Raw genomic sequence first — 22,922 nt, forward strand, 5'->3', positions numbered from 1 at the left:
GGGCCCCGCCGCGTGGCGGGGCCTTTGTCGTGGGCTATGCGGCGGCTGGCCGCTTGCGGTCGCGCCTCTGTCCGGTGCGCCATTCCTGGACGACCTGCCGGACGGTGGAGATGGCGACTTCGTCGTTGAGCCGGTCGACGATCTGCTCGGGGCTGTGGCCGCACCAGGCGAGGTGCTCGATCTCCTCGCGGCGGAGCTGGGCACGCTCGAAGAAGTTGAGTTCGCGCAGGGTCTCGGCCGGGTCGTAGGCGGGGTCGTCCAGCGCTTCGTCGTCCCAGTAGGCGGTGCCCACCCAGCCTTTGGAGGCGGCCCGGCTGCGGGTGCGTTCGGCGATGTGGGGGGCGATGCCGTGGTCTTCGGGCTTGAGGCCGTCGAGTTCGGTGTAGAGCTTGGTGACGTAGTCGGCGACCCAGCGGCGGACGGTTGTGGTCTCTGTCTGGTTTTGCAGGTAGACGATGAACTGTTTGTGGCGGGAGCAGCGGTGGGCGAGTTCGGTTGCGGTCCAGCCGTCGGCGGCGAGCGCGCGCAGCCGGCGGACGGTGCCGAGGCCGGAGGTTTGGCTGCCGGATCCGGGGAGGTCGGTGTTGGTGGCCTTGAGGGCGAGTACGCGCGTTTCGGTGGAGCGGTGGATGGTGCCTTCGTCGCCGTCGCGGACGATGCGGTAGAGCACGTTCTCGCTGATGAGGGCGTCGGCCATGATTTGGCGGTCGGGCATGCCGGCGTCGCGGAGGCGGGCGATGTGTCGGGCGGCCCGGTGGGTGGTGGTGAGGAGGCCGCGTCCGGTGGCGCGGAGGTAGCGTCCGCGACGGACTTCGGCGGTGACGGCGGTGGTGCACGGGCGGCATTTGCATCCGCGGCGGTAGCGGCGGGGGTCTCCGTGGTCGAAGGCTTCGGCGGGGATGGCGGGGCGGCCCATTACTTCTCCTTCCGGGGCGGGGTGTCGGTGTTCCAGGTGGTGCGGCAGGTGTTGAGGAGCTGGTTGTCGGTGCCGGGCTGGGTGTCTTCCGCGGGCCGGGTGTCGGCGAGGAGTTCGCGGGCGGCGGTGATGCGGTCGTGGGCGTCGGCGAGGCGGTCGAGGGTGCGCCAGGTGAGGCGTCCTATGAGCCACCAGGCGGCGGCGAGGACCACGCCGGGCCCGAAGGTGTCGATCTGGGTGTCGAGCCAGGTGTAGGCGTCGATGGCGGCGGCCAGCTGGTCGACGGTCACGACGCCTCCCCGAGGTCGAAGGTGAGCTGTTCCTCCCGGGCTGTGGGGAGCTCGACGACGTCGGTCTTCGGCAGGGGCTGGGCGAGCATGTCGGCGAGGGCGTCGAACTCGGCCATGGCGTCGCGGACGTTGTCGCGGAGTTCGTCGAGGATCTCCATCGGGTTCCGGAACTCCGTCTCCGGCTGCTCCGGGATCTCACGCGTCGGCCAGGTGGTGGGCTTGGCGTTGGCGGGCCGGCTAGCTGGGATGGTGACGATGACGGTGTCCACATCGGTGCCGGACTCCTTGAACGCGCCGCCAGCGACCGCTTCGACGGTGCCGCCGCGGGCTTCGACGAGTGATCGAAACTTGGCGGTCTTCCGGCCCTGGAACGTGACCGCCCACGACATGACCGACACGAGCAGCCCGTCGGGCTTGAGGAAGCGCAGGGCGTGTTCGATGTGCTGCATGTCGGCGCCCTTGGTGAACGGCGGGTTCATGACGATGCGGTCGTAGCAGGGCTGGGCGGGGACGGTGAGGAAGTCGGCGACGGTCAGGGTGCGGGCGACGCCGGTGTCGGTGAGGACGGCGGCGTATCCGGGGTCGCGTTCGATGCAGTCGACGACCGCGCCCGCGGTGGTGGCTGCGGTGGCGATGGCGCCGGAGCCGGCCGACGGTTCGAGTACTTCCATGCCCGGCTTGATCGCGGCGAGGTCGATGAGGCGCTGTACGACGGCACTCGGGGTGGGAAAGTACTGGGCGCTCTGCCGCTTCTCCCGCAGCGTTACGACCTGCCCCGACTCCAGGACGGGGGCGAGCGCCTGGGCGGCGTCGACGGGGAAGACGTGGGCCTGCTCGTTGGTCGTCCACCGGCCACCGACCGCCTCGAGGACTTCGTTGACCCGCTGGTACAGCTTCGGGTCCATGCGCGGGCCGGTGAGGACCAGGTGCGTGCCGTCGATGGCGGTCCGCTCCCGCAGCGCGGTGAGGATGTCGTCGGTGAGCTTCACGCTGCGGCCCTCCTGGCGGCGGCCTGGCGGGCGGCGCGACGCTGGGCGGCTATGCGGCGGCCCTTGTGGGTGAGGGTCCAGACCCCGATTCGGTGTCCGTGGGTGCTGGCCTGGGTGGAGGGCACAGTGCGTCCGGTGTGCTGGATGATTCCGCCGCGGCTGAGCGCGTTGATGGCGGCGCCGAGGAAGCCGTGGCCCAACTCGGGCAGCACGTCACGCAGGTCGTTGCAGGAGAAGTCGTTGTGGCGCTGGCCGAAGTGGAAGACGGCCTGCTCGACGAGGAACTGGTCCCAGGAGGACTGGTCGTAGATCTCCTCGAGGAGGAAGTCCTTCTCGGCGGAGGCGAGTCGTTCAGCGGGTGTGAGCTTGCGGGCCATAGTGGGCTCCCTCGGTGTGTGGTGTGCTGGATGGTGGGGCTGCCGCAGGTTCGGGCCGCGGCAGCCCCAGCGGGTCCGGTTAGCAGACGGTGTCGGCGAGCTGTGCCTGGACGGCGGCGAGCACGTCGTCGTCCGCCGTCCAGAAGCCGAGGGCGCCCTTGGCGGGTACGGGCTCGGGCAGGGCGATCACGTCGGCGAGGGTCCAGTGGTAGAGGCCGGGCTGGGCCCAGTAGCTGCAGCAGACCTGGTTGCCGTTGTCGTAGTGGCAGCCGGTGATCGTGGCGACGGCGACGATCGCGGAGTACACGTCGAGGTGCTCGCCGTACACCTGCGCGTGGCGGTCGGGCTGGGCTCCGGCGTGGATGAGGATGCGGGCGCCCTCGTACTTCGCGGGCAGCCTCCACGAGCGGTTCTCGACCCGCTTCGTTCCGTGGGCGATCGCGCCCGCCCACGGCTGGCGGATGGTCAATGCCTTCATCAGGTGGTTTCCTTGTCGGGTGATGGGGCCGCCCGCGATACGCCCGCGGGCGGCCCTGTTGCGTGTGCGGGCTACTGCTGGGCGGGCGCCGTGGCCGGCTTGTCGGTGTTGCCGCCGGTCAGCTCGTCGGCGGACACGCGGGGCGCCGGGAACTCGTCCTCGGCGGTGACCTCGCCGCGCTGGATCGACTTGTAGATGACCAGGAGCTGGGCGACGTCGTGCTCGGTCCACTTCGTCGACGGCCGGTCGAATCGGTTCTCGATGCGGTCGGCGGTGACGCCGATGCCCTCGAAGACCTTGATGGCGTCCGCGATGCGCTGAGCGAGGGGCTTGCCGCCGCCGTCCCGCAACGTCTGGTTGCACAGTTCCTTGGCCTCTTCGACGAACCAGGGCGGGAGGATCGCGAAGATCGCCTCGCGGACGCGGCGGGCACCGTTGTTGGCGTTCGTCTCATAGATGTCGCGCATGTCGGTGAGCTGCTTCGGCCCGTTCTTCGTGTCGCGGCGGTGCGGAACGATGAACGTTGAGCTGTTGCGGGAGTTGGTCTGGACGTCCCAGGCGAAGGCCTGCATCTCGGACTGGCCGTACTCGTCGTCGCGGCGCATCTCGACGAGGCCGTACTGGACGTTGCCCCAGACGCGGGCCAGTTCGCGGGCGAGGTGGACGGAGGCGCCGGTGACGGTGGAGCCGCCGCGGGAGTAGCGGAAGAAGGCCCGCTCGGCGAGGCCCTGCTGCTTGCAGGACTCGCGCATTTCGGCGACGGCGGCCTGGATGTTGCGGGGGCACTGCTGGGCGACGACGACCGCGGCCTGGACCTCGGCGGCGGCGCGGGACTGTTCGACGGCGGTGCCCTGACCGATGCGGGCCGGCGCCGTGGTGGACGGGACGGGGATGGGCTGGTTCACGCGTACTCCTCTTGGTCGCGCCGCTCGGCCCAGGCGGGCAGCGGCAGGTAGGTGATGCGGTCGTTGAAGCCGGGCCAGCTGCCGGTGCGCTCGCATTCGGCGTAAATCCGCAGGGCGCGCTCGTTGCGGGCGCCGCCGAGGGCGAGGGCGGGGAAGTCGAGCTCGACGAGGTGCACCAGGTAGGGCGCGGTTTTCGCCTGGAACACGAAGATGAACGCGGGCTCCTGGTCGCCGTGGAGGCCGGCGGTCTTGACGCCGTCGAGGTAGAAGGCGGCCTGTGCGTGGTAGCCACGGTCGTAGACGGCTTTGGCGAGGGCTGCTTCGTCTACGGCTTTGGCGGTCTTGTAGTCGACGACGACGAGGCGGCCGTTCTCCTGTCGGGTGGGCATCCAGTCGGGTCGGCAGCGGCAGCGGACTCCGGTGCGGCGGTCTGTCCAGTAGATCGACTGCTCTGCCACTCCCCTGCCGGGCGTGAATAGCGGCCCGGCGATGGGGTGCTGGCGGATGGCGTCGGCCATCGCCTGGACCATGTCGTGGTCCTTGGTGAGCAGCGGCACCTTGCCCGCCAGGTAGGCGTCGTCGCGCTGGATTTGGGCGTCCTTCTTCCGCCAGTCCGGGAAGTCGATGACCTCCAGTTCGGGCCCCTCCCCCAGCACGTAGAGGTGGGCGGCGTGCCCGAGGTCGAAGTCCTTCTTCGGCGGGGTGGGGTGGTCGCGGTCGTACTTGAACTGGGCGGGGCAGCCGGGCGCGAGGAGGGCACGCAGCCCGGACGAGGAGATCGACGTGCGGTCGGCGTGGTACTCCTCGGCGGACAGTCCGTCGATGACCTTCGGCGCCTCGACCTCGACGGCGGCGGTCACGCGACACCGTCCAGGGGCATGGGGCGGGCGCACGGCTCGCACAGGCCGTCGGGCGTGAACGGTCCGTCGGTGCCCCAGCAGCGCTTGCAGGTGATCGGCGTGGGCTGGAGTCCGGCGATCCGCTGGAGGGTGGCGATGCCTTCCTCGTCGTACTTGGCGAGGGCGATGGCGGCGCCGTAGTCGGGGAAGGTGGCGGTGAGTTTGGCCTGGTGGACCATGTCGGCGCGGTCGATGAGGCTGATCAGGTCTGCGGTCCAGTCGCCGGCTGGGTAGCCGCCGCGCCCGTAGTGGGAGAGGACGTGGGCGGCGACTTCGGCGGGAATGCTGGGGTTTGTGGTGCTCATCTGGTGCTCCTGAGGGTGTGCGGGGTGGTGGCGGCCCGTCCCGACGGGGGGAGGTGCGGGACGGGCCGCCTGGGATGCCGCGGAGCGTGGGGGTCGCCCAGCGCGGCGGGTATGGGGTTGTGGAGGCGGGTCAGGTGGCGACGAGGAGGCCGCGGGTCTTCTCCATCAGCCGGTCGTAGTAGCCGGTGAGGTCGAAGCCGGGGTCGCCGCGGAGTGCGTCGGCGCTGCGCGTCCAGTCCGCGAAGTCAGCGACCTCACAGGCGGCAGTCACGGCCTCCTCCTTGGTGGTGAAGGCGGCCATGGCGTAGCCGGAGTGGTGTCCGAGCCGCCAGGGGTGGGTCGTGTCGTCACCGGGGCCGCGGAGTTCGGCGGGCTGCTCGTAGACGTGCAGGCCGGGCACGGGCTCGATAGCGAGGACGAGGACGGGCGTCGCGCCGGCGCGGGCGATCACCTCATGGGTTGCGGCATTCAAGGGGTCCTCCGTGATCTACTGGTGTCGGACCCCCGAGCGGTGCAAGCGCTCGGGGTTCTTTCTTGGGCGCCGCCCGCGCCGGCCGGTGTCTTCCGGCGGGGCGGCGGGTCAGGCGGCCGGGTAGGTCGGCCAGGGCTGCGGCACGTCGATGAGGGCGATCTCCTGCGTCTCGTCGTTGCTGGTGTCGCGGTGCGGCACCGGCGAGACGTAGGGCAGGACGACGGTCGGCGAGTAGGGCCGGACGAGGTCGGTGGGGACTTCGCGGATGCGGGGCCGGGCGTTGATGACGGCGCGGCGGAGGCGTTCCTGTTCGGCCTTGGCGCGGATCGTGGTCCGGCGGAGTTCCGCGTTCGCTTCCTTGATCGCCTCGTTCTCGGCGCGGAGTTCGGCGATGGCCATGGCGTCCTGGCAGCCGCGGATCAGCGCCGTGTGGAGCTGCTGCTCACGCTCTTCGACGGCCCCGGTGAGGACGGTGTTGTCGTCTTCGATGCGGCGGGTGTGGGCGAGGAGCTTCTGGTACGGCTGGCTGTGCTTGCCGCCCGCGATGACGGTGAGGGTGCTCACTGGTGCCCCTTTCGCTGGAGGTATTCGACGAGGCCGAGGATCAGAAGCGGCATGATCAGGACGAAGGGGGCGGCTATCGCGATCACGACGCCTCCGCGGGCAGGGGCAGGTCGGTGACCGTTCGGCTCCTGGGCTGCGGCATGGCCACCACGTCGGCCGGGCCATCGCCCGGCCCGCACTGCGGGGAGTTGCCGGCGAGGCAGATCCGTTCGACCTGCCGCATCGCCGCGGAGGCCTTCTCGTCCCACTCCACGCGCCGCTGCTCGCGGAGCTCGCGCATGTTGTCGCCGACGTATTGGAACGGTGAGCCGGGGTTGCCGGGCCAGCGGTCGCCGGTGTCCGGGTCGAAGTGCATGTTGCGGTAGTCCAGCCACATCTGGTGGTGGACCGGGCAGACGTCCTTGGGTGGGCTGACGTTGAACCGCTCGTCCGGCGGGTACATGCGGTTGTCGGCGCGGTGCTGCTGCTGGCGCCATGCGGCGGCTTCCCACGTGCGCCACTGCCGCTTGAGGTGCTCGGGCACCGGGGCGCCGATGAACGTGTCGGGAGCGGTGTTCACGGCTTCTCCAGGAAAGTGCGGTCGATGTAGCCGGCGGCTTCGGTCTCCCGGAAGCTGGCGGCGGTGCGGAGTTCGTGGCCGCGTTCGCGTTCGGCGGTGATCGCGGCTTCCAGGGCGGCTTCGCGGGCCACGAGTTCGTCGATGGCGGCCTGCGGGTCGACGGGCGCGGTCATGCTGCGGCCTGTCGGAGGACGTGCCGGTAGAGGGCGGCGGTCGCGGGGCGCGGGGTGGGGATGAGCGGCCCGTGCCACGCGTACAGGTCGGGCAGCGAGACCAGCGGCGGCAGGAAGATGACGCTCCCCCGCTCGGTCGCCCCCATCCACGGTTCGCCGGTCTCGTTCCAGTCGCCGGACCACTGCCATTCGACGCCGGTCACGTCGGTGTGGGTGACGGCCAGGTCGAAGCAGACACCGTCATGCAGGTAGGTGGTCATGCCGTGGTCTCCTGCTCGTGGGTGCGGAGCCACTGGCGGCGGTGGTTGTAGCGGACGTGGACCTTCTCGATCTCGGTGACGTACTCGGTCGGCGTCCACGGCTTCAGGCCGCGGGCCCGCCGCGCCATCTCCGCTTCGATGCGGGCGAGGGCGTCCTGTTCGAGGTCGGCGAGCGGTCGGGGCTCGATGACGGTCGCCATGTCAGGCCACCTCGCGGAGTCGGCGGGCCCGGTTGTCGGCGGCGGCTTGGGCGGCGACGGTGGCGAGTTTGTCGACGGCGTGCTGGGCGGTGAGGGGCAGGGCGATGGAGATGGGGCCGAGGAGGATGAAGGCGTGCCCGTCGTGGACTTCGAAGGCGACCTCGTCGGGGTTGGTGCCGAGGATGATCGTCTGGTTGAGGATGCTGGTGTCGCTCACGCCGCCGCCTCCTCGAACGCGCCCTTGACCATGGCGTTGTGGGTGTCGGCGGCGGTGTTGTAGCAGCCCATGCAGAGGAAGCTGACGGGCATCTCCTCGTCGGGGCTGTGCCAGGGCTGGGCGGGCGGCTGGAAGCGGAACAGGCGACGGTTGTGGCCGCAGTCGGGGCACTTGCCGTAGCGGCTGCTGCCGACGATCAGCGCTTCTTCCTGGCGCCGCAGCTCGGTCTCGTGGTCGCGGTAGGTGATGCCGCAGCGGGAGCAGTCGCCGGGGTGAAAGAGCGAGCCGCCAGGGGCGACGATCGGGAAGCGGTGCTTGCAGAGGGAGATCTTCACGGCGTTGCCTCCACGGGGTAGTTGTCGGGCAGGGGGTCGATGCCGCGGATGTCGACGGGGCCGACCAGTCCGTCGACGTGGACGACGGTCAGGCCGTGCTGCACGTCGACCGCGGCGGTGCGGGTGCGGGTGGTGCGGGGGCGTTCCGCCTGCGTCTCCGGGAAGGCGCGGACCGGCGTGCCGACGGCGTACAGGCGGTTGAAGGTCTCGGCGTCCATCACGACGCCTCCTGGGCTCGGCGGCGAAGCTGGACGGCGATGTCGCGGCACAGTCCCTGCTCGACCGAGCCAGCCCCGTAGCGGGCGACCAGATCGGCGGCAGCCGTGAACGCGGCAGCCGTGGCACGGTCGCGTTCGGCGCGGACCGCGGCCAACTCGGCGAGGAGCTCGCGGGTTCCGTCGGCCGGGCCGTGGGCCGAGCAGCAGGCGAACCCGATGTTCGGGTGGCCCTCGTACACGGCGACCGCTGCGGCGATCTCAGCTTCGCGCTGCGGCGACAGGCGGGCGGTCATGACGCCTCCCCGTTGTTGAGTCGGCGGGCGTCGGTGGCGGCGCCGCGCATGACGCGGGCCCGGTAGCCGTGCTGGTCTGTCTCGGCGTCAGCCAGACCGTCGAAGAAAGCGGCGGCCTCCTCGAAGGCGGCGGTTCGGGCCTCGGCGGTCAGCTCGTCGATGGCGTCGCGGTAGTGGGCGGTGCCGATGAAAGCCCGGACGGCGCCCCGGTCCAGCTTCGAGGCGAGCGTCCCGATGGCGTCGGCCTGGAGGGCGTGCTGCTTACTGCCGGTGGAGTAGTACTCGCTGGCCTTCTTCACCAGCCAGTCGACGGTCTCGACCTTGGCCTCGGCGAGGATCTGGGCACGGTAGGCGTCGACCAACTTCTGTGCGCTGGTCTCGTCGCCACCCCGGCGGGACGCCAGCCCCGACACGATCGCCTCGGCGGGCGTGCGGGTGGCCTTGCACCAGCGGCAGGCGAGCCCGTTCCCCCAGTCGTGACCGGGCGGGTTCGTCGGGCACGTGGCAGCCTGCTCGGCCGCCATCTCAGCCGCGAGAGCCTCCGCCCACACCTCCTCCGACACCGGGTCGACGTGGGTCAGCGCGATGTAGGCGCCCTCCCCCTCCACCCAGACCACCGGGTCACCGGACGCGGACAGTTGGGCTGCGGTGCGGGTGCGGGTCACGAGGCGGGTACCCGTGCCGTCCTCCGGACGGCAGCCCGGGTAGGCGAACACCAGAGTGCCGACCGGGTGCAGGGCGTTCCACTGCTCGGCATTCACGACGCCACCTCGGTTCCCTCGGCCGCCTGGTCGGCGAGCTTCTCCAGGTGCTCGGCTGCGGCGTCCAAGCCGTGCGTGTAGCCGTTGAGGTACTCGCGGGAGTACTCGCCGTCCGACGGGCGACTCTCCATGCCCTCGACGGCCGTCGACGCCTCGGAGAAGACGCTGGACCGGTAGGCGCGCGGCTGGGCGAACGGGTCGTCCGCGTGCGGCATCGCCTGGTTGTAGAGCCACTGGGCTCCCAGCGCGTCCGCGCCGGGGTCGGTCGAGTCGAAGATGAACGACGACAGCGAACGGCCAGCCGCCGCCAGGGCGTTCTCCAACTCGGCGATGCGGGCCGCCTGCCGCTTCTCCACCGTCTCCGCCTCGTGCTGCGGGGTGAAGACCTGGGTGCCGTACTTGGTGGCGGTGGCGCACGGCCAGCCCGTGACGACGCCGTCCTCCCAGCAGACCGCGCACAGCCACGAGTTCGGCACGCCGCAGTCGTCGAAGACGGGAACGTGGAAGCGGGCCGGGAGCTTCGCGTTCTCCTCCAGGGAGAAGCCGGCGAGGATCTCGTAGTGCGGGTGGTCGGGGGCCTGGAGGAGCGTGGCGCGCTGGGCGCAGCCCTCGTGCTCCACCGGCTCCCCGGCCGCGACGTTGCCACGGCAGGTGCCGCACGCGGACGGGTCAGCGGAGGTGCTGCCCTTGGCGAGGAACTCGGAGCGGGCCTTGACCCAGAACGGGTCGAGATCGGAGACGGTCATCGGCCGTTCTCCTTCCGATACGTGGAACCGGTGATGCCACCCGGAGTCATGCCGATACCGGTTCCGCTCGCCATGAAGCTGCCCGCGGACTGGTAGCCGCGTCCGGTGCGACTGGGGGCGTTGGAGCGGAGCTTCTCCGTCCACTCGCCCCAACTGACGTGCACGTGCGTGCCCGCCACGAGCGCCGCGTGCAGAGCGGCGGAGTACGGCAGCAGGTAGTCGTGGCGGCCGTGGGCGTACTTCAGGTCGTTGCACAGGCTGCAGTGGCAGCCCATGCCGTCTTTGCCGGACAGTTCGTCGTCGAACGGGGAGAAGTCCAGCGGAGTCTGGGATGATCGAGGCACGTGAAGCCCCTTTCGTTGCGTGCTCTGGATGGGGTGGAGCGTGAGGTCGTCGCGGGCTTAGCGGGTCGCGGCGGCCTCTTTGCGTTGCCGGTCAGGCGGCAGCGCGGGCGGTGCTGAGCGGCTTGGCGTACTTGTTCGGCACGCGCTCGCCCTGGGCCTGCACCCAGCGGATGTGGTCGGCCGTCATGCGCGGCGACTTGCCGACGTAGGTGTGGGGGATTCGGCCGGCCTGGATGTTCTCGACCACCCAGTTCTCGGTCTTGCCGAGGAGTTCGGCGGCCCGCGCCGGCGTGAACGCGGTCAGTTCCAGCTCGGCGGGGCTCGGGCCGGAGGCCAGTCGCTCAACAGCTGCGGTGAGCTGGGTCAGGTGCAGGATCAGGGTCTCGTCGGTGGGGGGATCCAGATCGTTCTTGATCACGGGGTGTCTCCTTGTGGGTTATGGCGGCGATTGGCACGGCGAGACGCTCGGCGTAGCGGTGGAGGGTTTCGGCTCCTGCTCCTTGTTGGTCGCGTTCGACCTTGGAGAGGAAGCCGACGTCTCGGCCGATGTCTTTGGCGAGCTGCTGAAGGCTGATCCCCCGTGCCTCGCGGATTGCCTTCATTGCGGCTCCGTTCGGTCTCACACCCGCAACGTAGACCCAATGAAGGCTGGAAGGCAAGCCGTTGCGCTGGATTCGTTGGGTGTAGTTCGGGATTGCTTGGGTGTGAGTGGCCGTGTTGGGTGTCGAACCCATGGCCATAGGAGTTCGGTGAGCAAGGGCGCACTCACGGCGCGCGAGCGCAACGAAGGGCCAACGAGGCAACAAAAATGCGCCCCCATCACCGATCAATCCTGGTCAATTGGGGGAATCGATGGGTGCGTGTTGCCAACCGGTGCGGCATGATGAAGGCCATGACAGAGGACCGGACCACCTGGCAGTGGGGCAAGCTCGGAGCAGCCATCAAGGCAGCCCGCGAAGCGCGCGGCCTCCGCCAGATCGACCTCGCCGAACGCGCCGGCGTCAGCGAGGGCACCGTCCAGAACCTCGAAGGCGGCGAACCGCGTTCGCGCATGCCGCAGAGCCTCGCCAAAGTCGAGCCCCACATCGGATGGGCGGCCGGCTCGGGCCTCGCCGTCCTCCGCGGCGGCGAACCGACCCTTGTCCCGGTCGTTCACGAAGCCACCGCCACGCTCGGACGCGGCAATGATCCGTTGCGGGAGAAGCTGCCGCTGCGGGTCGTCGACGAGTTGGAGAGCGACGACCCGCTGATCGACTCGCAGGTGATCCAACTGCCCGGCATTCCGGGCGCCCGCATGACGGTAGTGGTGCACGGCAGTCGGGATGCGACGCCGGAGCAGATCCAGGAGGCACTGCTCGCCTGGCGGCGCGCCGAGGCGAACCTGCACCGCCTGCCGGACGACCCCGACGAACCACGGGCAGCGAACGGGCAGTAACTATCTGCACAGTTCGTTGCGCACGATCCCTCCACATTTCACTCTCTGGTGTGGTCTCATATCCGGACACCACAAAGGGGGGCACCCGTGGTGGTCTTGGGGGACCTATGAATGTGCGGGTTCTGCGCGTGTCAGAGATGCCGTTCAACGTGGACGTCTGGGTTGACGACCGGGACAACGGCACCTTCGTCATCTACATCGACCGTGACCTGATCACGGACCGCGGCGCGGGGGCGCTGCAGCAGATGCTGGGCACCACCATCGCCGGCTGGCGGCGGTTGGATGATTCACACGTCTACGCCACACTTCGAGCCGTCACCGGCTAACCAACAGCTCGGCGAGGTGCACGATGGCGTATGGGGAAAAGCGCAGCTACGACAAGAAGGCCCGCAAGTGGCGGTACCGCGGGCGGTACAAGAAGCCTGACGGGACGTGGGGGTCCGTCAGCAAGGACGACGAGGGGCAGCCGTTTCACACTGAGCGGGCTGCGGAGGAATACGCGCACGGTCTGGAAACCGACGTGCGCCGCAAGACGTACCTGGACCCGAAGAACAGCCGGATCACTGTTCAGGAGTGGTCGGAGCTGTGGATCGAGTCGGTGGAGCTCGCCAACCGCAGCGACAAGACGTACCGGCAGCGCCTCCGGTCGGTGATCGTCCCGAGGTGGGGGAAGCTCGCCATGGGCGACGTCACCACCGTCGCCGTCAAGACCTGGGAGCAGCAGCTGCGCAAGCAGTACAAGCCCCGGTACGTCAAGTCGGTCATGTCGGTGCTGCGTGTCATGTTCGATGACGCGGTCGCCTCCAAAGTCCGTGCCGACAACCCCGTGCCCACGCTGCAGTCGCGGAGGCGCGGCAAGTTCAAGGGGAAGCAGGAGCACGACGAAGTCGTCATCGCGACCCCGCGCCAGGCGCTGCTGCTGGCGCGGAATGCGAAGGCGATGCGCGGCGTCGTCGGCTACACGCTGGTCCTGACCGTCGCCTACTGCGGCCTGCGGATCTCCGAGGTCGCCGGTCTGCGCCGGGAGCACCTCGTCCTCGACGACCACGGCCAGGGATGCCGTCTCCTGGTGCAGGAGCAGAGCCAGTACGTGGACGGCGAGAAGCAGCAGGTGCCGCCGAAGTACGGGTCGACGGGCAGCATCATCCTGCCGCCGTTCCTCGCCGGCCTGCTGCGGCAGGTGCTGGCATCCCATGACAAGGAGTGGGTGTTCCCCAGTCCGACGGGCAAGAAGATGGACACCGGGGCCTACTTCTACGCTGACATCTGGCGGCGCTGGGTCGACGGCCATCAGGCGGTACCCGACCGGCTGGGAAGGCCGGCGAGGCTCCCGAGCATGCAGGCCGTCGCCGGGATCCGGGACATCGTGCCGCACGGGCTGCGGCACAGCATGAAGGTGTGGCTGGACGAGCTGAAGCATCCGCGGGTGGCGGTGGAGGAGCGGATGCGGCACGTCCTGCCGGGCGTGGAGGGCACGTACTCGCACACGACGCTGGCGATGGAGTTGGACATCGCCGCGGATCTGCAGAAGCTGTGGGAGACAGCGCTGGGGGTGAGGGACCACCATCGGGAGTGGGAGGCTCCTCGGCCTCGCCGGAAGCGGCAGCAGGGGTTGAAGTTGATCTCCCAGGAATCTCCCACGGCCTTGCCGGTCGATGTTGCCGAGGTCGAGGCTGAGGGTGGTGAGGTCGCGTGAGGGGTCCTCTGCCTTGGGGTTTCGGCTCTTCCGCGACTTCGTAGCCCGAGGCAACTGCCGGGGCGATCCGGCCGTCTCGGACGATCCCCCGTGTCGCCCGAGACGGACGGTGAACGAACCGGAACCCTGCGACCCGGCCCGTCTGCGCCGAGTATAGTTGGCTGCCAGCCAGTCAACGCAGGAGTACAGCATGTCCCCGCGCAGCGCCTCGGTCAATGAAGAATTGCGGCGGCGTTCGAAGGAGCGGCTCCTGCACGCGGCCGTGGAGCTGGTGGGCGAGCGCGGCTACGAGGCGACCACGCTGGGCGACATCGCCGACCGGGCGGGCTCGGCGCGCGGACTGGTCTCGTACTACTTCCCCGGCAAGCGCCAGTTGGTGCAGTCCGCGGTGCACCGGCTGATGCACCGCACCCTGGAGGAGGCGCTGGAGCGCGAGCCGCGCACGGCCGAGGGGCCGGAGCGGATGGCACGGGCCATCGACGCGATCCTGGGACTGGCCCGGGACCGGCCGGTGCTCATGCGCCAGCACATGGCGGGCCTGCTGCAGGTTGAGGTGGGCTTCGTGCCGTGCCCGGAGCAGCGGCGGCTCGCGCAGCTGCTCCGGGACACCGTGGCCCGGCACGGCTCCCAGGACGTCGACCGCGACTACCCGATGCTGCGGGCGCAGCTGATGGGCGCCGTCTTCGCGGCCCTGATGCCCGGAGCGCCGATGCCGCTGTCCCAGCTGCGCACCGAGCTGTTCGAGCGCTACCGGCTGGCCCGGGAGCTGGGTGTCCCGCCGGACGCGGGGGCGCCCGGCGGGACGACGACGGACCTGTCGAGGTTCTTCGCGACGGGCGTGCCCGCCGCGGAGGACCCGGCCGGTCCGGCGCGACGGCAGGCTCAGTCGAAGTAGTCCGGCTGTGTCTGCGTGTTCAGCTCCTGCAGGCGGACCCGCTCGGCCGGGTCGGTGCGCCGGTCGCTGAGCTTGAGGACGTCGAAGCCCTTGGCGATGTCGTTCGAGTAGATGTAGCCGTTGTAGTAGTACGCCGACCACGAACCGCCCGTCGTCATCGCGTCGGTGGTCAGGGGACCCCGCTCGAAGTAGGCGATCTCCTTGGGCCGCGAGGAGTCGGTGAACTCCCAGACGGAGACGCCGCCCTGGTACCAGGCCTGGACCATGATGTCCTTGCCCTTGACCGGGATCAGCGAGCCGTTGTGGGCGACGCAGTTCTCGGTGTCCGCCTGGTGGCGCGGGATCTTGAAGTAGCTGCGGAAGACCAGCTTGCGGTGGTCGCCCCGGCCGACGATGTCGTAGATGCCGTCGGCGCCGCGGTCCGGGCCGATCTCCGCGTTGCAGGTGGCGGCGCCGCCGCCGCCCAACTCGTCGGTGAACACGACCTTGTTCGCCTTCTGGTTGAAGGTCGCCGAGTGCCAGAACGCGAAGTTCTCGTTGTCCTGGACACGGTCGATGACCTTCGGACGCTCGGGGTCCTTGATGGAGAACAGGATGCCGTCGCCCATGCAGGCGCCCGCCGCGAGGTCCTCCGACGGCAGGACGGTGATGTCGTGGCAGCCCGTGGTCTTGGACACGCCCGGGTTGGTGGGCCCGCCCGGGTTGCCGCCGCCGTCGGACCCCTCACCGGGGAACAGCACCGGGAAGCCGACCAGGGCCGCCCGCTCGGGCGCCTTGCGCGGCACCTTGATGACGGAGATGCCGTCGTGCGGGGGCTGGCAGTCGGGGTAGGAGGCGTCGGGCGAGTACGACGAGACGTAGATGTAGACGTTCTTGCCCTCGGGCACCAGCGTGTGGGTGTGCGAGCCGCAGGCGGTCTCGACGGCGGCGACGTACTTCGGGTTCCGCTTGTCGGTGATGTCGAAGACCTTCATGCCCTCCCAGGATGACTTCTCCGTCGCGGGCTGCGTGGTGCTGTTGCAACTGCTGTCGCTGCGCGAGGAGTCGGTCGAGAGGAACAGCAGGTTCCCGGAGACCGAGATGTCGTTCTGCGAGCCGGGGCACAGCACCTGGGCGACGGTCTTCGGCTTCTTCGGGTTCTTGATGTCGAAGACGCGGAAGCCGTCGTAGTTGCCGGCGAAGGCGTACCGGCCCTGGAAGGCCAGGTCCGAGTTGGTGCCGGGCAGCGAGTCCTTGGGGATGTTGGTCAGGTGCTCGATGTTGTCGGAGTGGACTATCTCGTCCTGGCCGGGTATCTCGCCGCTCCGGATGGCGTCGCGCACCTCGGCCTGCGCGCTCTTCGACACCTCCTTCGACGTGGCCGTGCCGTCCCCGGGATCGGGGGTGGCGACGGCCGGGCCGGCGGTGAGCAGCGCGGCGAGCAGGCCGGCGGCGGCAGCCCCGACTCCCAGGCGTCTGCGCCGCGTTCGCGGGTCGTTCAACAGGGTCACTGCTTCCTCCCTACGTCCGTTCCCGTCCGGAACGGTTCACGCACCCCCGCAGTATCGTCTTCGCCATGCTCATACCAACAGGGGGCAACAAACACGCAATGAAGTTTTTCGATCAGTGGCGCACGGAAGCGTGCTAGGACGGTCATCGCACCCACCAGGTGTTCCGCACCCCTCCTCTGGAGGGAGCGCCCCGACCCACAGGAGGTTGTCGTGCCCTTTCGCCCCGCGATGTCCGCCGCGTCGCTCGCCACGGCGGCGCTGACCGCCCTGGCCGTGCTGGGCCTGACGGCCTGCGACTCGGAGCCGGACACCGGGTCGGCCGCCGCGGCCGGGCCCTCGGTGATCGCCCCCGGCAAGCCGGGCGAGGACAACCGGACGCTGTCCGCCCAGGACGCCGAGGAGCACCGCGCCGACGACGACTCGCCCAACTCCGCGGACGTCGCCTACGCGCGCATGATGATCCAGCACCACGCCCAGGCGCTGGAGATGACCGGACTCGTCCCGGAGCAGGCCGAGTCGGGCCGGGTCAAGAAGCTGTCCGAACGCATCTCGGCGGCGCAGGGGCCGGAGATCGAGGCGATGAAGGGCTGGCTGAAGAACCACGGCGAGAAGGAGACGGGCGGCGGACACGACCACGCCGCGATGCCGGGGATGGCCACCGAGGCCCAGTTGGACAAGCTGCGCGCGGCACGCGGGAAGGCCTTCGACCAGTTGTTCCTGACGCTGATGATCACTCACCACGAGGGCGCGATCGCCATGGCCACGGACGTGAAGTCGCAGGGCAACAACGTGCAGGTGGAGGAGATGGCGGACGACGTGGTCGCCCAGCAGACGAGCGAGATCTCACGGATGCGCGAGATGCTCTGACGGGGGGGGCGGGCCAAGGCTCAGCGGCGGGCGCGGCGCGGCGCCAGGAACCCCTCGTCGCGTGCCTGGCCGATCAGCCTGAGGGACTTGCGCCGGCTGTGCCCGGTCACGCGCATCACCGCGAGGACCGGATCGCCGCCCTCCTCCCGGGCCGCCCGGTACTCCTGCGCGACGAGCCGGCACACCTCCGCCCCGCGCGGCCACGCGGGACGGGCCCGCCGTGCCCCGCCCGGACCGCCGCCGGGAGCCTCCACACAGGCCTGGAAGAGCGGGTTCTCCAGCCACTCGCCGAGCACGGCCAGGTCGTCGAGGGACATCGGCGGCTGGGCCCGCACGTCCTCGATCCGCACGTCCCGCCCGGACAGGACGGCGAGCGCCTCCACCCGGGCGCCGTCGGCGAAGGCGAGCCGGACGTCGAACCACGCGGCGGTGGCGCCGCCCTCCCGCACCAGCCAGGTCTGCCGCACGGACATGTCACCGTCACCCGGACAACGATCGGAAAGCTGAAGAGAACGATCAAAGAAGGGCGTTTCGAGCATCTACGCAACGTAACCGAATGATCACACTCCATACAAAACGAACACGCACCCGGTCGCGCTCCGACCGCGAACGCTCCTCGTTCACCGGTGGCCACGAGTGGCACGTCGGATCCGAGTGGCCGGCCACGTCCGCGTGACGTGTCAGGTCCGCCCACCCCGAGCGCGGACCTGTCCGGACTGCTCCCGCTGGTACTCCGTGTAGGCGTCCCGCAGCGCCGCACCGGGCCAGCCGGGCGGGAGCAGTTCCGCCGGCAGCACCGGGTCGGCCAGCAGGTGGCGTACGACGGCCGCGAAGGCGGCGAGGCGGTCGGCGGGCCGCCGGGCCCGGTCCACCTGGACGAGCAGGGAGCGCGCCGCGGCCGACCAGGCCTCCAGGGGCCACAGGCCCGCGGCCAGGTCGCGGGCCGGGCGGTCGGGGCGGGAGACGAGGCGCTCGGCCACCCGGTCGAGGTCGCCGGGCAGCGGGCGGCGCAGGTTGGCGGGGCGCAGCCACACACCCTCGCGGAGCTCGGCGAGACGCAGGCCGGTCAGCCGGGTGCGCAGCTCCGCGCGCTCGGCGGGCCCTCGTCCGGTCGCGGTGACCACGAGCGTCTCCCAGTCGCCTTCCCACACGCGCGTGTGCGGACTCACGGCCTCGTCCTGCCGCCGCTGGCGCTCCAGCAGGCGTTCGCTGAGGCGGTAGCCCGTACCGGTGCGCACGAGATCCCCGGCGGACGTCATCCGGCTGAGCGCCGCACGCAGGGTGGAGCCGCCGACACCGAAGCCCTCCACGAGCCGCACCAGGTCCCGGACCGGCAGTTCCGCCGGGTGGGTGCCGAGCAGCAGGCTCAGCACGACCGACCGCGCGGACAACGGGCGCGGCGCGGGTGCGGGGTCCGTAGAACCGTTCATCCGCGCGAGCGCGTGTCGTCCGTCCACATGAGCACGCACTCTACGCGCGCCCGCGGTGTTGCACTGTTGCTGCGACCGCAGACAGAGTGCAACACTCGGGTCATGACGACACTCGCGCGGGAGCCGTACGAGCGGGCCACGGGCCGCCCCGAGGGGTACGCCACGCACGACGTCACCAATCAGCCCCCTCCCCTGGCTCCCTACGACGCCTGCGACGACACCGCCCTCCTGGAGGGCGTGCGGCGCGAGGGCGCCGGGTGGGCCGAGGAGGGTCTGCGGCGGCTCGGCCGGCGGGCCGGGAGCGTGGAGGCGCAGGAGTGGGGCGACCTGGCCAACCGCCACGAGCCCGAGCTGCGCACGCACGACCGGTACGGGAACCGGGTCGACGAGGTCGAGTACCACCCGAGCTGGCACCGCCTGATGCGGGTGGCGGTCGGCGAGGGGCTGGCGGGCGCCCCCTGGGCGGACGGGCGGCCCGGCGCCCACGTCGCGCGCACGGCCGGCAGCCTGGTCTGGGGCCATACGGAGGCCGGCCACGGGTGTCCGACGTCGATGACGTACGCGGCCGTCCCGGCACTGCGCGCCGCCCCGGCGCTGGCCGAGGTCTACGAGCCCCTGCTGACGGCGCGGGAGTACGACCCGGGGCTGCGGCCGCCCGCGGAGAAGCGCGGCCTGCTGGCCGGCATGGGGATGACCGAGAAGCAGGGCGGCTCGGACGTCCGGACCAACTCCACGGCCGCCACCCCGACCGCGGAACCCGGTGTGTACACCCTGCGCGGGCACAAGTGGTTCACGTCGGCGCCGATGTGCGACGTCTTCCTGGTCCTGGCCCAGGCGCCCGAGGGGCTCTCCTGCTTCCTGGTGCCGCGTGTACTGCCCGACGGCACCCGCAACACGTTCCGCGTCCAGCGGCTGAAGGACAAGCTCGGCAACCGGTCCAACGCCTCGTCCGAGCCCGAGTTCGACGGCACCGTCGCCTGGCTGGTGGGACCCGAGGGGCGGGGCGTCAAGACGATCATCGAGATGGTCAACTGCACCCGGCTGGACTGCGTGATGTCCTCGGCGACGCTGATGCGCAAGACGCTGGTCGAGGCCGGTCACCACGTGCGGCACCGCAGCGCGTTCGGCGCCCGGCTCCTCGACCAGCCACTGATGCGCAACGTCCTGGCCGACCTGGCGCTGGAGTCCGAGGCCGCGACGACGCTCACCCTGCGGCTCGCCGGAGCGGCGGACCGCGCGGTGCGCGGGGACGCCGGCGAGGCGGCCTTCCGGCGGATCGCCACCGCCGTCGGCAAGTACTGGGTGACCAAGCGGGGACCGGCGTTCACCGCGGAGGCCCTGGAGTGCCTGGGCGGCAACGGCTACGTGGAGGAGTCTGGCATGCCCCGCCACTACCGCGAGGCTCCGCTGCTGTCGATCTGGGAGGGCTCGGGCAACGTGAACGCCCTCGACGTGCTGCGGGCCCTGGGGCGCTCCCCCGCCGCCGGACACGCCCTGTTCGAGGAGCTCGCGCTCGCCCGCGGCGCGGACCCCCGGCTGGACGCCGCCGTGGCCCGGCTGCGGACCGGTCTCACCGGGGCCTCCGAGTCCGGTGCCCGCCGGCTGGTGGAGCTGATGGCGCTCGCCCTGCAGGCCTCCCTCCTGGTCCGGCACGCCCCGCCCGCCGTCGCCGACGCCTTCTGCGCGACCCGGCTCGGCGGCGACTGGGGTCACTCCTTCGGCACGCTGCCGGACACGGCCGACCTCGGCGGCATCCTGGCACGGGCGCTGCCGGCGACCGGCTGACGAGGGGACGGCCGTAGGGGTCCGTCGGGCCGCGGCCGGAACCGTCTCTTCGCCCCTCGACGAATCGCCTTCCGTCGCCCCTCGCCGCCCCTCGCCCGCCTCCGCGCCACCATCCCTCGACGATCTCCGCATCACCGGTGTGACCTGCGACGACGCCTGCTCCGGAGGTGACTGTCAGTGCCCGGGTGCAGACTGTCCGGTGCCCGAGACAAAGGTGTCCGGGACGAAGGCGTCGACGAGGACGCCACGGAGGTGATCGGCATGACCGAGGTACTGCTCGCCGTGGGCACCCGCAAGGGCCTGTTCATCGGGCGCCGGCGGGGTGGCACCTGGGAGTTCGACGAGAATCCCTACTTCAACGCCCAGGCCGTCTACTCGGTCGCCCTGGACACCCGCGCGGACACTCCGCGGCTGCTGGCCGCAGGGGACAGCGCGCACTGGGGCCCGTCGGTGTTCCACTCCGACGACCTGGGCCGCACCTGGACCGAACCGGGCGCGCCCGCCGTCAGGTTCCCCAAGGACACCGGCGCCTCGCTGGAGCGGGTGTGGCAGCTGCACCCGGCCGCCGCCGAGCCCGACGTCATCTACGCGGGCACGGAACCGGCCGCGTTGTACCGCTCGGAGGACCGCGGCGAGAGCTTCGAGCTGGTCCGCCCCCTGTGGGAGCATCCCACGCGCTCCCGGTGGGTCCCCGGCGGCGGTGGCGAGGGGCTGCACACCGTCCTCACCGACGGACGGGACCCGGAGTCGGTCACGGTCGCCGTGTCCACCGCGGGCGTGTTCCGCACCTCCGACGGCGGGGAGAGCTGGAGCCCGTCCAACTCCGGTGTCTCGGCCGTCTTCCTGCCGGACCCGGACCCCGAGTTCGGCCAGTGCGTGCACAAGGTCGCACGGGACGCGGCCACCCCGGACCGGCTGTACCTGCAGAACCACTGGGGTGTGTACCGCAGCGACGACGCGGGCGCGCACTGGAAGGACATCGGCGAGGGCCTGCCCTCGACCTTCGGCTTCGCCGTGGCCGCCCACCCGCACCGCGGCGACACGGCGTACGTCTTCCCGATCAACGCCGACGCCGACCGGGTCCCGGCGGACCGCCGGTGCCGGGTCTTCCGCACCGCGGACGCGGGGCGGAGCTGGGAGCCGCTCTCGGCGGGCCTGCCCCGGGAGGACCACTACGGGACGGTGCTGCGCGACGCGCTGTCCACGGACGACGCGGAGCGGGCGGGTGTCTACTTCGGCAACCGCAACGGCGAGGTGTTCGCGTCGTCCGACGACGGCGACAGCTGGCAGCAACTGGCCTCGCACCTCCCGGACGTACTGTGCGTGCGGGCCGCGGTCGTCGCGTGACAGGTGCGCCACCACCACGCCGACCTGCCGAGTGACCAGTGACACACAGGCCCCGCACCGACTCCTATTGCACAGGCATTGCAATAGCTTATTGGATGCGTGTGCCGTGGTTCTGGAGCAACAGGCAGGAAGGTACGCCCACATGCCGGTCACCCCCACCCGTCGCAGTGTGCTCGCCGCGGCGGTCGCGACAGGCGCCGGTCTCCTGACCGGCTGCTCGTCCGCGAACTCCGGTTCCTCCTCGCCGAAGAAGGGCGGGACGCTGAGTGCGGCCTTTCCCGGCGCGGGCGTCAAGGAGACGATGGACCCGCACGCGCAGCGGCAGTTCGTCGACATCGCCCGGCACAAGGCCGTCTTCGACAAGCTCGTCGAGCTGGACTCGACGCTGCGGCCGGTGCCGAGGCTGGCCCGCTCCTGGTCCAGCGACGACGAGGCGCGGGTGTGGCGCTTCGAACTGCGCGAGGCCAGGTTCCACGACGGGCACGTCCTCGACGCCGACGACGTGCTGTACAGCCTGTCCCGCATCCTCGATCCCGACGCCGCCGACCACCTGGCGAAGAACTCCCTCTCCCACGTCGACCTCGCCAACTGCCGGAAGGTGGGCAGGCGCGGGGTGGAGATCGCGCTCACCCGGCCCAACGCCGAGCTGCCCAGCCAGCTGGCGATGACCGGCACGCCGGTGGTGCGGGACGGCTGGGACGACCCGTCCAAGCCCGTCGGCACCGGCCCGTTCCGGTTCGCCTCGTTCACCGCCGGGCTCGGTTTCACCGGCCGCCGCTTCGACGACCACTGGAACGGGGCTCCGCACCTGGACGAAGTACGCATCCTGTCCGCCGAGAGCGAGGCTCGCGCCGCCGCCGTACGCAGCGGCGAGGTGCACTTCGCGCACGAGATGACCCCCACCTTCGCCCGCACGGTCGCCCACGACGGCCGGGTGCGGGTGGTGGCGACGAAGCGCAGCGGGGTGCAGGGCTTCGCCCTGAAGACGGACCGGGCGCCGTTCGACGACCCGGACGCGGCGCTGGCCGTCAAGCTCCTCGTGGACCGGAAGCGGCTGGTGGACGTGGTCTGCGCGGGGCGGGCGGAGATCGGCAACGACCTCTACGGCAAGGGCTACACGTACTACCCGGACGGCCTGGAGCAGCGCGAGCAGGACGTGGCGGGGGCCCGGCGGCTGCTCAGGCGCACCGGGCTGTACAACAAGAAGGTCACCTTCTACACCTCCACCGCAGCCGACGGCTTCGCGCAGGCCGCCCACCTGTTCACCGAGCAGGCCGGCGAGGCGGGCCTGAAGGTGGAGGTCGTCAACGGGCCCCCGGAGTCCTACTTCACGGACGCGCTGAGCAAGGGCACCGTCACCAACCACCGCTGCGGCGCCATGACGATACCCACATACATCGGCGAACGGCTGCTCTCCGACGCCCCGCAGAACCAGACCGCCTGGAAGCACGAGGACTTCGACGACGACTTCACCGCCGCGCGCGCCGAGGTGGACGACGAGAAGCGCACCGCGCGGTACCGGTCGGTGCAGACGACGCTGCGCGACCGGGGCGGCCTCGTGCTGTGGGGGCACCCCGAGTGGCTGAACGCCGTCTCCCGCACCGCCCACGGGGTGAAGGAGGCCCCGCCCAACACCGTGGACTGGGCCAGGTTCGACACGGTGTGGCTGGACTGAG

The 22,922-nt window shown here is 70.7% G+C and carries 34 protein-coding genes; 8 read left to right on the plus strand and 26 right to left on the minus strand.

What is annotated here, in order from left to right:
• Positions 1-34 precede the first annotated feature (34 nt).
• The 23 genes from IG94_RS42490 to IG94_RS44285 all read right to left on the minus strand — a co-directional run bounded on the left by IG94_RS42490 (position 35) and on the right by IG94_RS44285 (position 11,041).
• Complete coding sequence (locus tag IG94_RS42490; protein WP_031029902.1) at positions 35-916, minus strand: hypothetical protein; 882 nt, start codon at positions 914-916, stop codon at positions 35-37.
• A complete protein-coding gene (locus IG94_RS0101925; protein ID WP_031029905.1) occupies positions 916-1,206 on the minus strand; it encodes a hypothetical protein in 291 nt (96 codons plus the stop codon). The genes IG94_RS42490 and IG94_RS0101925 overlap by 1 nt, the downstream gene beginning before the upstream one ends.
• Complete coding sequence (locus tag IG94_RS0101930; protein WP_052410519.1) at positions 1,203-2,195, minus strand: methyltransferase; 993 nt, start codon at positions 2,193-2,195, stop codon at positions 1,203-1,205. Before IG94_RS0101930 ends, IG94_RS0101925 begins: the two co-directional genes overlap by 4 nt.
• A complete protein-coding gene (locus tag IG94_RS0101935) occupies positions 2,192-2,572 on the minus strand; it encodes a hypothetical protein (RefSeq protein ID WP_031029912.1) in 381 nt (126 codons plus the stop codon). The genes IG94_RS0101930 and IG94_RS0101935 overlap by 4 nt, the downstream gene beginning before the upstream one ends.
• A gap of 79 nt (positions 2,573-2,651) precedes the next feature.
• Positions 2,652-3,050 (minus strand): ASCH domain-containing protein, encoded by a 399-nt coding sequence (locus IG94_RS0101940; RefSeq protein WP_052410520.1) that lies wholly within the window; start codon positions 3,048-3,050, stop codon positions 2,652-2,654.
• Positions 3,051-3,121: 71 nt separating this feature from the next.
• Positions 3,122-3,955 carry a hypothetical protein gene (locus tag IG94_RS0101945; protein ID WP_078892131.1) on the minus strand — a complete coding sequence of 278 codons (834 nt, stop codon included), beginning with the start codon at positions 3,953-3,955 and terminating at the stop codon, positions 3,122-3,124.
• Positions 3,952-4,815 (minus strand): PD-(D/E)XK nuclease-like domain-containing protein, encoded by an 864-nt coding sequence (locus tag IG94_RS0101950; protein ID WP_031029919.1) that lies wholly within the window; start codon positions 4,813-4,815, stop codon positions 3,952-3,954. The genes IG94_RS0101945 and IG94_RS0101950 overlap by 4 nt, the downstream gene beginning before the upstream one ends.
• A complete protein-coding gene (locus IG94_RS39610; protein WP_052410521.1) occupies positions 4,812-5,159 on the minus strand; it encodes a hypothetical protein in 348 nt (115 codons plus the stop codon). Before IG94_RS39610 ends, IG94_RS0101950 begins: the two co-directional genes overlap by 4 nt.
• 130 nt (positions 5,160-5,289) lie before the next feature.
• A complete protein-coding gene (locus tag IG94_RS0101960; RefSeq protein ID WP_157852183.1) occupies positions 5,290-5,631 on the minus strand; it encodes a hypothetical protein in 342 nt (113 codons plus the stop codon).
• A gap of 108 nt (positions 5,632-5,739) precedes the next feature.
• Positions 5,740-6,195, minus strand: a complete 456-nt coding sequence (locus IG94_RS0101965) for a hypothetical protein (RefSeq protein ID WP_031029926.1) — start codon at positions 6,193-6,195, stop codon at positions 5,740-5,742.
• An 82-nt stretch (positions 6,196-6,277) separates the two neighbouring features.
• Positions 6,278-6,754, minus strand: coding sequence for a hypothetical protein (locus IG94_RS0101975; protein WP_031029931.1), 477 nt, complete (start codon positions 6,752-6,754; stop codon positions 6,278-6,280).
• Positions 6,751-6,927 carry a hypothetical protein gene (locus tag IG94_RS42495; RefSeq protein ID WP_157852186.1) on the minus strand — a complete coding sequence of 59 codons (177 nt, stop codon included), beginning with the start codon at positions 6,925-6,927 and terminating at the stop codon, positions 6,751-6,753. The genes IG94_RS0101975 and IG94_RS42495 overlap by 4 nt, the downstream gene beginning before the upstream one ends.
• The gene (locus tag IG94_RS0101985) at positions 6,924-7,187 is read right to left on the minus strand and encodes a phiSA1p31-related protein (RefSeq protein WP_031029933.1); all 264 of its coding nucleotides are present in this window, start codon (positions 7,185-7,187) and stop codon (positions 6,924-6,926) included. The genes IG94_RS42495 and IG94_RS0101985 overlap by 4 nt, the downstream gene beginning before the upstream one ends.
• On the minus strand, positions 7,184-7,387 hold the full coding sequence (locus IG94_RS0101990) for a hypothetical protein (protein WP_031029936.1): 204 nt from the start codon (positions 7,385-7,387) through the stop codon (positions 7,184-7,186). The genes IG94_RS0101985 and IG94_RS0101990 overlap by 4 nt, the downstream gene beginning before the upstream one ends.
• Position 7,388: 1 nt before the next feature.
• Positions 7,389-7,604 (minus strand): hypothetical protein, encoded by a 216-nt coding sequence (locus tag IG94_RS42500; protein WP_031029940.1) that lies wholly within the window; start codon positions 7,602-7,604, stop codon positions 7,389-7,391.
• Complete coding sequence (locus tag IG94_RS0102000; protein ID WP_031029942.1) at positions 7,601-7,939, minus strand: hypothetical protein; 339 nt, start codon at positions 7,937-7,939, stop codon at positions 7,601-7,603. The genes IG94_RS42500 and IG94_RS0102000 overlap by 4 nt, the downstream gene beginning before the upstream one ends.
• Positions 7,936-8,157: a hypothetical protein gene (locus tag IG94_RS0102005; protein ID WP_031029945.1), complete on the minus strand. Its 222-nt coding sequence runs from the start codon at positions 8,155-8,157 to the stop codon at positions 7,936-7,938. Before IG94_RS0102005 ends, IG94_RS0102000 begins: the two co-directional genes overlap by 4 nt.
• A complete protein-coding gene (locus IG94_RS0102010; RefSeq protein ID WP_031029948.1) occupies positions 8,157-8,450 on the minus strand; it encodes a hypothetical protein in 294 nt (97 codons plus the stop codon). The genes IG94_RS0102005 and IG94_RS0102010 overlap by 1 nt, the downstream gene beginning before the upstream one ends.
• Entirely contained in the window at positions 8,447-9,211 is a 765-nt protein-coding gene (locus IG94_RS0102015) for a hypothetical protein (protein WP_031029950.1), read from the minus strand. The genes IG94_RS0102010 and IG94_RS0102015 overlap by 4 nt, the downstream gene beginning before the upstream one ends.
• On the minus strand, positions 9,208-9,957 hold the full coding sequence (locus IG94_RS0102020; RefSeq protein ID WP_031029954.1) for a hypothetical protein: 750 nt from the start codon (positions 9,955-9,957) through the stop codon (positions 9,208-9,210). Before IG94_RS0102020 ends, IG94_RS0102015 begins: the two co-directional genes overlap by 4 nt.
• Positions 9,954-10,301 (minus strand): hypothetical protein, encoded by a 348-nt coding sequence (locus IG94_RS0102025; RefSeq protein ID WP_031029957.1) that lies wholly within the window; start codon positions 10,299-10,301, stop codon positions 9,954-9,956. The genes IG94_RS0102020 and IG94_RS0102025 overlap by 4 nt, the downstream gene beginning before the upstream one ends.
• 91 nt (positions 10,302-10,392) lie before the next feature.
• Complete coding sequence (locus tag IG94_RS0102030; protein WP_031029962.1) at positions 10,393-10,719, minus strand: hypothetical protein; 327 nt, start codon at positions 10,717-10,719, stop codon at positions 10,393-10,395.
• Positions 10,643-11,041, minus strand: a complete 399-nt coding sequence (locus IG94_RS44285) for a helix-turn-helix domain-containing protein (RefSeq protein WP_078892132.1) — start codon at positions 11,039-11,041, stop codon at positions 10,643-10,645. Before IG94_RS44285 ends, IG94_RS0102030 begins: the two co-directional genes overlap by 77 nt.
• A gap of 116 nt (positions 11,042-11,157) precedes the next feature.
• On the opposite strand from IG94_RS44285, the gene IG94_RS39615 reads away from it, so the two are divergent.
• The 4 genes from IG94_RS39615 to IG94_RS0102050 all read left to right on the plus strand — a co-directional run bounded on the left by IG94_RS39615 (position 11,158) and on the right by IG94_RS0102050 (position 14,327).
• Positions 11,158-11,736: a helix-turn-helix domain-containing protein gene (locus IG94_RS39615; protein ID WP_157852190.1), complete on the plus strand. Its 579-nt coding sequence runs from the start codon at positions 11,158-11,160 to the stop codon at positions 11,734-11,736.
• Positions 11,737-11,885: 149 nt separating this feature from the next.
• On the plus strand, positions 11,886-12,062 hold the full coding sequence (locus tag IG94_RS0102040) for a hypothetical protein (RefSeq protein ID WP_157852192.1): 177 nt from the start codon (positions 11,886-11,888) through the stop codon (positions 12,060-12,062).
• A 23-nt stretch (positions 12,063-12,085) separates the two neighbouring features.
• Positions 12,086-13,432 carry a tyrosine-type recombinase/integrase gene (locus IG94_RS0102045; protein ID WP_031029973.1) on the plus strand — a complete coding sequence of 449 codons (1,347 nt, stop codon included), beginning with the start codon at positions 12,086-12,088 and terminating at the stop codon, positions 13,430-13,432.
• Positions 13,433-13,622: 190 nt separating this feature from the next.
• Complete coding sequence (locus IG94_RS0102050; protein WP_031029976.1) at positions 13,623-14,327, plus strand: TetR/AcrR family transcriptional regulator; 705 nt, start codon at positions 13,623-13,625, stop codon at positions 14,325-14,327.
• On the opposite strand, the gene IG94_RS0102055 is transcribed toward IG94_RS0102050, so the two are convergent.
• Entirely contained in the window at positions 14,315-15,817 is a 1,503-nt protein-coding gene (locus tag IG94_RS0102055; RefSeq protein ID WP_031029979.1) for an LVIVD repeat-containing protein, read from the minus strand. The genes IG94_RS0102050 and IG94_RS0102055 overlap by 13 nt on opposite strands.
• A 228-nt stretch (positions 15,818-16,045) precedes the next feature.
• On the opposite strand from IG94_RS0102055, the gene IG94_RS0102060 reads away from it, so the two are divergent.
• Complete coding sequence (locus IG94_RS0102060) at positions 16,046-16,684, plus strand: DUF305 domain-containing protein (protein ID WP_031029980.1); 639 nt, start codon at positions 16,046-16,048, stop codon at positions 16,682-16,684.
• Positions 16,685-16,704: 20 nt separating this feature from the next.
• Here IG94_RS0102060 and IG94_RS0102065 read toward each other — a convergent pair whose 3' ends face one another.
• The gene (locus IG94_RS0102065; protein ID WP_031029984.1) at positions 16,705-17,157 is read right to left on the minus strand and encodes a DUF6214 family protein; all 453 of its coding nucleotides are present in this window, start codon (positions 17,155-17,157) and stop codon (positions 16,705-16,707) included.
• 207 nt (positions 17,158-17,364) lie between these two features.
• A complete protein-coding gene (locus tag IG94_RS0102070; RefSeq protein ID WP_031029988.1) occupies positions 17,365-18,114 on the minus strand; it encodes a PaaX family transcriptional regulator C-terminal domain-containing protein in 750 nt (249 codons plus the stop codon).
• A 102-nt stretch (positions 18,115-18,216) separates the two neighbouring features.
• Here IG94_RS0102070 and IG94_RS0102075 point away from each other — a divergent pair, with 102 nt between their 5' ends.
• The 3 genes from IG94_RS0102075 to IG94_RS0102085 all read left to right on the plus strand — a co-directional run bounded on the left by IG94_RS0102075 (position 18,217) and on the right by IG94_RS0102085 (position 22,921).
• Positions 18,217-19,899, plus strand: coding sequence for an acyl-CoA dehydrogenase family protein (locus IG94_RS0102075; protein WP_031029991.1), 1,683 nt, complete (start codon positions 18,217-18,219; stop codon positions 19,897-19,899).
• Between the two features lie 261 nt (positions 19,900-20,160).
• A complete protein-coding gene (locus IG94_RS0102080; protein WP_169752311.1) occupies positions 20,161-21,246 on the plus strand; it encodes a WD40/YVTN/BNR-like repeat-containing protein in 1,086 nt (361 codons plus the stop codon).
• A 142-nt stretch (positions 21,247-21,388) separates the two neighbouring features.
• On the plus strand, positions 21,389-22,921 hold the full coding sequence (locus tag IG94_RS0102085) for an ABC transporter substrate-binding protein (RefSeq protein ID WP_031029997.1): 1,533 nt from the start codon (positions 21,389-21,391) through the stop codon (positions 22,919-22,921).
• Position 22,922 lies beyond the last annotated feature (1 nt).

The sequence above is a fragment of the Streptomyces olivaceus genome, assembly GCF_000721235.1.
Taxonomy (GTDB): Bacteria; Actinomycetota; Actinomycetes; order Streptomycetales; family Streptomycetaceae; genus Streptomyces; species Streptomyces olivaceus.

Coding starts and splice junctions, on each gene's coding strand:
- IG94_RS42490 (WP_031029902.1), bottom strand. CDS start 916: ATGGGCCGCCCCGCCATCCCCGCCGAAGCCTTCGACCACGGAGACCCC.
- IG94_RS0101985 (WP_031029933.1), bottom strand. CDS start 7,187: ATGACCACCTACCTGCATGACGGTGTCTGCTTCGACCTGGCCGTCACC.
- IG94_RS0102085 (WP_031029997.1), top strand. CDS start 21,389: ATGCCGGTCACCCCCACCCGTCGCAGTGTGCTCGCCGCGGCGGTCGCG.
- IG94_RS0101935 (WP_031029912.1), bottom strand. CDS start 2,572: ATGGCCCGCAAGCTCACACCCGCTGAACGACTCGCCTCCGCCGAGAAG.
- IG94_RS0101940 (WP_052410520.1), bottom strand. CDS start 3,050: ATGAAGGCATTGACCATCCGCCAGCCGTGGGCGGGCGCGATCGCCCAC.
- IG94_RS0101990 (WP_031029936.1), bottom strand. CDS start 7,387: ATGGCGACCGTCATCGAGCCCCGACCGCTCGCCGACCTCGAACAGGAC.
- IG94_RS0102045 (WP_031029973.1), top strand. CDS start 12,086: ATGGCGTATGGGGAAAAGCGCAGCTACGACAAGAAGGCCCGCAAGTGG.
- IG94_RS39610 (WP_052410521.1), bottom strand. CDS start 5,159: ATGAGCACCACAAACCCCAGCATTCCCGCCGAAGTCGCCGCCCACGTC.
- IG94_RS42495 (WP_157852186.1), bottom strand. CDS start 6,927: ATGACCGCGCCCGTCGACCCGCAGGCCGCCATCGACGAACTCGTGGCC.
- IG94_RS0102075 (WP_031029991.1), top strand. CDS start 18,217: ATGACGACACTCGCGCGGGAGCCGTACGAGCGGGCCACGGGCCGCCCC.
- IG94_RS44285 (WP_078892132.1), bottom strand. CDS start 11,041: ATGGCCATGGGTTCGACACCCAACACGGCCACTCACACCCAAGCAATC.
- IG94_RS0102060 (WP_031029980.1), top strand. CDS start 16,046: ATGTCCGCCGCGTCGCTCGCCACGGCGGCGCTGACCGCCCTGGCCGTG.
- IG94_RS0102080 (WP_169752311.1), top strand. CDS start 20,161: ATGACCGAGGTACTGCTCGCCGTGGGCACCCGCAAGGGCCTGTTCATC.
- IG94_RS0102010 (WP_031029948.1), bottom strand. CDS start 8,450: ATGACCGCCCGCCTGTCGCCGCAGCGCGAAGCTGAGATCGCCGCAGCG.
- IG94_RS0102020 (WP_031029954.1), bottom strand. CDS start 9,957: ATGACCGTCTCCGATCTCGACCCGTTCTGGGTCAAGGCCCGCTCCGAG.
- IG94_RS0102050 (WP_031029976.1), top strand. CDS start 13,623: ATGTCCCCGCGCAGCGCCTCGGTCAATGAAGAATTGCGGCGGCGTTCG.
- IG94_RS0102065 (WP_031029984.1), bottom strand. CDS start 17,157: ATGTCCGTGCGGCAGACCTGGCTGGTGCGGGAGGGCGGCGCCACCGCC.
- IG94_RS0102070 (WP_031029988.1), bottom strand. CDS start 18,114: ATGAACGGTTCTACGGACCCCGCACCCGCGCCGCGCCCGTTGTCCGCG.
- IG94_RS0102005 (WP_031029945.1), bottom strand. CDS start 8,157: ATGGACGCCGAGACCTTCAACCGCCTGTACGCCGTCGGCACGCCGGTC.